Origin of the sequence: Pseudomonas sp. DSP3-2-3, from assembly GCF_049898225.1 — a bacterium.
Taxonomy (GTDB): Bacteria; Pseudomonadota; Gammaproteobacteria; order Pseudomonadales; family Pseudomonadaceae; genus Aquipseudomonas.
The window spans coordinates 1-4,119 of sequence record NZ_JAFCXH010000068.1; the positions used below are offsets into that span (position 1 = coordinate 1).

At 53.1% G+C, this 4,119-nt stretch carries 4 protein-coding genes and 1 pseudogene; 2 read left to right on the plus strand and 3 right to left on the minus strand.

What is annotated here, in order from left to right; genetic code table 11:
• Positions 1-106 (plus strand): annotated as a pseudogene (locus tag ACP7E4_RS30260) (IS110 family transposase); the annotation flags it as partial.
• An 87-nt stretch (positions 107-193) separates the two neighbouring features.
• On the opposite strand, the gene ACP7E4_RS30265 reads toward ACP7E4_RS30260, so the two are convergent.
• Positions 194-1,099: a hypothetical protein gene (locus ACP7E4_RS30265; RefSeq protein WP_426119926.1), complete on the minus strand. Its 906-nt coding sequence runs from the start codon at positions 1,097-1,099 to the stop codon at positions 194-196.
• 151 nt (positions 1,100-1,250) lie between these two features.
• Positions 1,251-1,460, minus strand: coding sequence for a DUF6124 family protein (locus tag ACP7E4_RS30270; protein ID WP_426119927.1), 210 nt, complete (start codon positions 1,458-1,460; stop codon positions 1,251-1,253).
• A gap of 1,006 nt (positions 1,461-2,466) precedes the next feature.
• Between ACP7E4_RS30270 and ACP7E4_RS30275 the strand changes: the two genes are divergently transcribed.
• Positions 2,467-3,630 carry a type III PLP-dependent enzyme gene (locus ACP7E4_RS30275; protein WP_426119929.1) on the plus strand — a complete coding sequence of 388 codons (1,164 nt, stop codon included), beginning with the start codon at positions 2,467-2,469 and terminating at the stop codon, positions 3,628-3,630.
• 62 nt (positions 3,631-3,692) lie between these two features.
• On the opposite strand, the gene ACP7E4_RS30280 is transcribed toward ACP7E4_RS30275, so the two are convergent.
• On the minus strand, positions 3,693-4,119 hold a 427-nt coding region (locus tag ACP7E4_RS30280; protein ID WP_426119931.1), incomplete at its 5' end, for an alpha-xenorhabdolysin family binary toxin subunit B.

Below are 4,119 nucleotides of genomic sequence, written 5' to 3' on the forward strand. Positions count from 1 at the left end.
GCTGGTAGTCCTCGCCCGAAAGCTCGCGCGGGTCATGTTCGCCCTAATGAAAAACCAAACGGAGTACACCCCAAACTTCATGTCTGGGGGTTGCTCACGAACATAGAATCTCCAACGAGAAGTATTGTGTGTTGCCGTTATAGTGCTTCGACGGCTGGCACGGGCCGGGCAACCATTTTCCACTAAACGGCAATTACGCCATCGGATCGGCAAGGTTGGTTTCAAGAACGTTCAATGTCACTGGAACAATAACTGTTTTATTGTGAAGCAGGGATTCGCTCTGTTTCGAACAGGCTACATACGCCCACCATTGTTTTCCAAAGTTCTGTCGTTCATTAACGCCAAGCGTATTGCCATTTGGCGCGGTTATATAGACTGGACCGATTTCAGCTACACTTGGCGTTAACTCGTTGTTGTTGTTGTTGAGTGGTATTACTTTCCAGCCTGAAACTATTTTTGCAGTGGCGGAGGGGACTACATAGAAATCCACGTCCTGGTGGCTCATGGTCAACGCGCTATAAATCTGTCGTTTGGCAATGACCAGGTTGCGGAAAGTGTCTTTATTGTCAACCCAAAGTTCGTTTTCAATTTTTATTTCATAGCTGCTTGAGCCGTCGTCCCACTCTCGATACAGAAACCAGAACTGCTGAATAGGCATCGAACTCTTGGCGCCTCGAGGGCAGGTGGTGGCTGTCAGGTATCCACACTGTTCCGTACCTTTCAGGGTGGCTTGCATAAAATTTCCTGAAGCCTGGTATTCTTTCAGAAACTCACTTTCTGAAGCTATTCTTGAAAAGTCGAAAGCAGCCGGATAGTCTGGATGTACGGATCTTAAAGTGGCTCTAAAAGATTTTTCCCTAATAAACCTGCTCATGGCGCACCTCGTAAAATTGCCCTTCGTTTTAGGAGGGGTTCGATCACGATTTTGTTGAGTTTCTCTGTTAGGCGGTACTGTTAGAACTAACAGGTTTTTAAAGTTTTTCGGCGCAAAATTAACACTGTTTAATTTCGTTTTGTTAGAGACTGCAAGCCTTTTCCTGAATGGTTTTGTAGGCGCCCAGTCGTTGGCGATATCTGGGTACTGGCTGATCAGGTTCATCGCCTCGCGAACAACTTCGCGTGAACGCGCGATTCAATTGCGGGACCGGATTTATCCGGGAAGACGTCGGTTCAGACAACACATCTGTGGTGTCTGGGGGTTGCCTCCAGGTATAGAAGCTCCCACAGGTTCTACGTAGATCTGTCCGCTTTTACCGGGCTTCGACGCTCGTCAACGATCGCTCAACCAAACCCTGTGCCATCTCGACCAGATGCATGACCGAACACGCCAGGTCGCGTTTCTGGCCGCTGAGTTGGTTGCAGGTTTCGTAGGCGGTGGCCGCTGCGCAACGCAGCAGTTCTGACACGCGCACCAGGTTTTCTTCGAGGTTATGGGGGGATTCGGGGGTGATTTTGATCAAGATAGAGTTCCTTCCTGTTGCGCCAACACTTATCGCTCTCACGCGGTATGAGGGTGGCAGCTATATACAGGGTGAGAGACCGGCAGAAGGGACCCGGCCAGACCGAAGTCTGCCTGCACACAGCTGCCATAACGCATTCACCGATACCTGAATATCGATGATGGACTGACAGGTTAATGCGGCTTCTGACCACCGGGCTCTCACACCCATCCACTGAATGTTCAGTGGCGGAGCGCAGGCTAGTTGCGGGAATGGGCAGGCGCAAGCGGGGCGGGAGTGTCTAGGAAATTTCACACAAGAGATACAGAGCGGTCCTTCGCAATCGTCACATTTTTTGTGAGAAAACCGGACTTATTGGAGCGAGGCTTGCCCGCGAAGAGCGATCACGCGCTGTGTCTGCTGCGCCTCGATGACTTATTCGCGGGCAAGCCTCCAACGGATCTGGACGTACAGCCGATGCATTTGCGTCTACTGGAATGCCGTCTTCCCGGCTAAAGCCGGTCCCACAGTGAGACCGGCTTTAGCCGGGAAGGCGTCGGTTCAGACAATACGTCTGGCGCCTGGCGGTTGCCCCCGGACATAGAATTTCCAACGGGGTCGAGAATAAGAAGGAGTGAATCGCCGCCATCTCGTCGCTAAATCACCTCCAGAATGAACATCATCCTGTCACACAGGTCCGTTACTACGGGTGTGGGAACGCGTTCAGATGCCGATCAGGCAAAAACGGGCAAAAATGCGACATTTTTTGTTGATCTCAAGCTCCTCACGTCCTAAAGTTCGCGCCGAACGTCCATGCTGGAAACGATCCATCCGGCTCAAGTACTGACGACGAGACAGCAAGGCCATAGGGAATGCGCTAACCGCGTTCATATGGTCTTTTTGCTTTCGGCGATTGGCCTTGGGAAGTAGGCGAACCAAAGTGGGGATACGGAGGGCGTTCGTTGAGCGCGTGGAGACACGCCTCGCACCCATTGATTAATGCAGTTTGCCAGTAGGAGTTTCCCGCATGCCGATCCAGGTCGAAGACTATTTCCAGCGCGACACCTTCAACAAGATGAAGGCGTTTGCCGACACGCAAGAAACCCCATTCGTGGTCATCGATACCGCGATGATCAGCAAGGCCTACGACGACCTGCGCGCAGGCTTCGATTTCGCCAGGATCTACTACGCCGTCAAAGCCAACCCAGCTGTAGAAATCATCGACCTGCTCAAGGATAAAGGCTCGAGTTTCGATATCGCCTCTATCTATGAACTGGACAAGGTCATGGACCGCGGCGTCAGCGCCGACCGCATCAGCTATGGCAACACCATCAAGAAATCCAAGGACATTCGCTACTTCTACGAGAAGGGCGTGCGTCTGTTTTCCACCGACTCCGAAGCTGACCTGCGCAACATCGCCAAGGCTGCACCGGGCTCGAAAGTCTACGTACGTATCCTGACCGAAGGTTCGACCACCGCTGACTGGCCTCTGTCGCGTAAATTCGGTTGCCAGACCGACATGGCCATGGACTTGCTGATCCTCGCCCGTGAGCTGGGTCTGGTGCCTTACGGCATCTCGTTCCACGTTGGCTCGCAGCAGCGCGACATCAGCGTCTGGGACGCCGCGATTGCCAAAGTCAAAGTGATCTTCGAGCGTCTGAAAGAAGAAGACGGCATCGTCCTCAAGCTGATCAATATGGGCGGTGGCTTCCCGGCCAACTACATCACCCGCACCAACAGCCTGGAAACCTACGCTGAAGAAATCATTCGCTATCTGAAAGAAGACTTCGGCGATGATTTGCCGGAAATCATTCTGGAACCGGGCCGTTCGTTGATCGCCAACGCCGGTATTCTGGTCAGCGAAGTGGTGCTGGTGTCGCGTAAATCCCGCACCGCCGTGGAGCGTTGGGTGTACACGGATGTGGGCAAATTCTCCGGCCTGATCGAAACCATGGACGAAGCCATCAAGTTTCCGATCTGGACCGAAAAGAAAGGCGAAATGGAAGAAGTGGTTATCGCCGGTCCAACCTGCGACAGCGCCGACATCATGTACGAGAACTACAAGTACGGCCTGCCACTGAACCTGGCCATCGGCGACCGCCTGTACTGGTTGTCCACTGGCGCCTACACCACCAGCTACAGCGCAGTTGAATTCAACGGCTTCCCGCCGCTGAAATCGTTTTACGTTTAAGCCTGCTGGATAGTAAAAAGCCCGTGACGTGTCACGGGCTTTTTGCATTCTCGCCCCGGCTATTATTTCCAGCGAGCGCGAAGATTGCTCGCATAGTCCGAAAGCGCACTGGCGTTTGCGACAAACGCTTCGACATCCTCGACGATGCTCGCGCTCGAAGATGCATGTTGCGCGTTGATGAAGGTGAGCAGAGCGGTGCAGATTTTTCTGACTTGCTCCTCATAGCGCGTTACGTCTTGCTCAACAGTCTGGGCAGTACTCAACTGCTGAAGTCGCTGCTGTATCGATGTGATGCGCGGCCTGATTTCATCACGTTGCCTTGCGATAGAATTCAGTTCTTCCTGCACTTTTGCTCTGGCTTCAACCAAATCTGCGTATTCCACGGCCATCCGGCCACTGATTCCATGAACATCCGGCCACCTATTCCACGGTGACCCGGCCACCCATTCCACGCACATCCGGCCACCCCAAAGGCAGGCAGCGACGCAG

What these genes read in the sequence shown, in the direction of transcription:
- ACP7E4_RS30265 (WP_426119926.1), bottom strand. Translation starts at nt 1,099, where the DNA reads ATGAACCTGATCAGCCAGTACCCAGATATCGCCAACGACTGGGCGCCT.
- ACP7E4_RS30275 (WP_426119929.1), top strand. Translation starts at nt 2,467, where the DNA reads ATGCCGATCCAGGTCGAAGACTATTTCCAGCGCGACACCTTCAACAAG.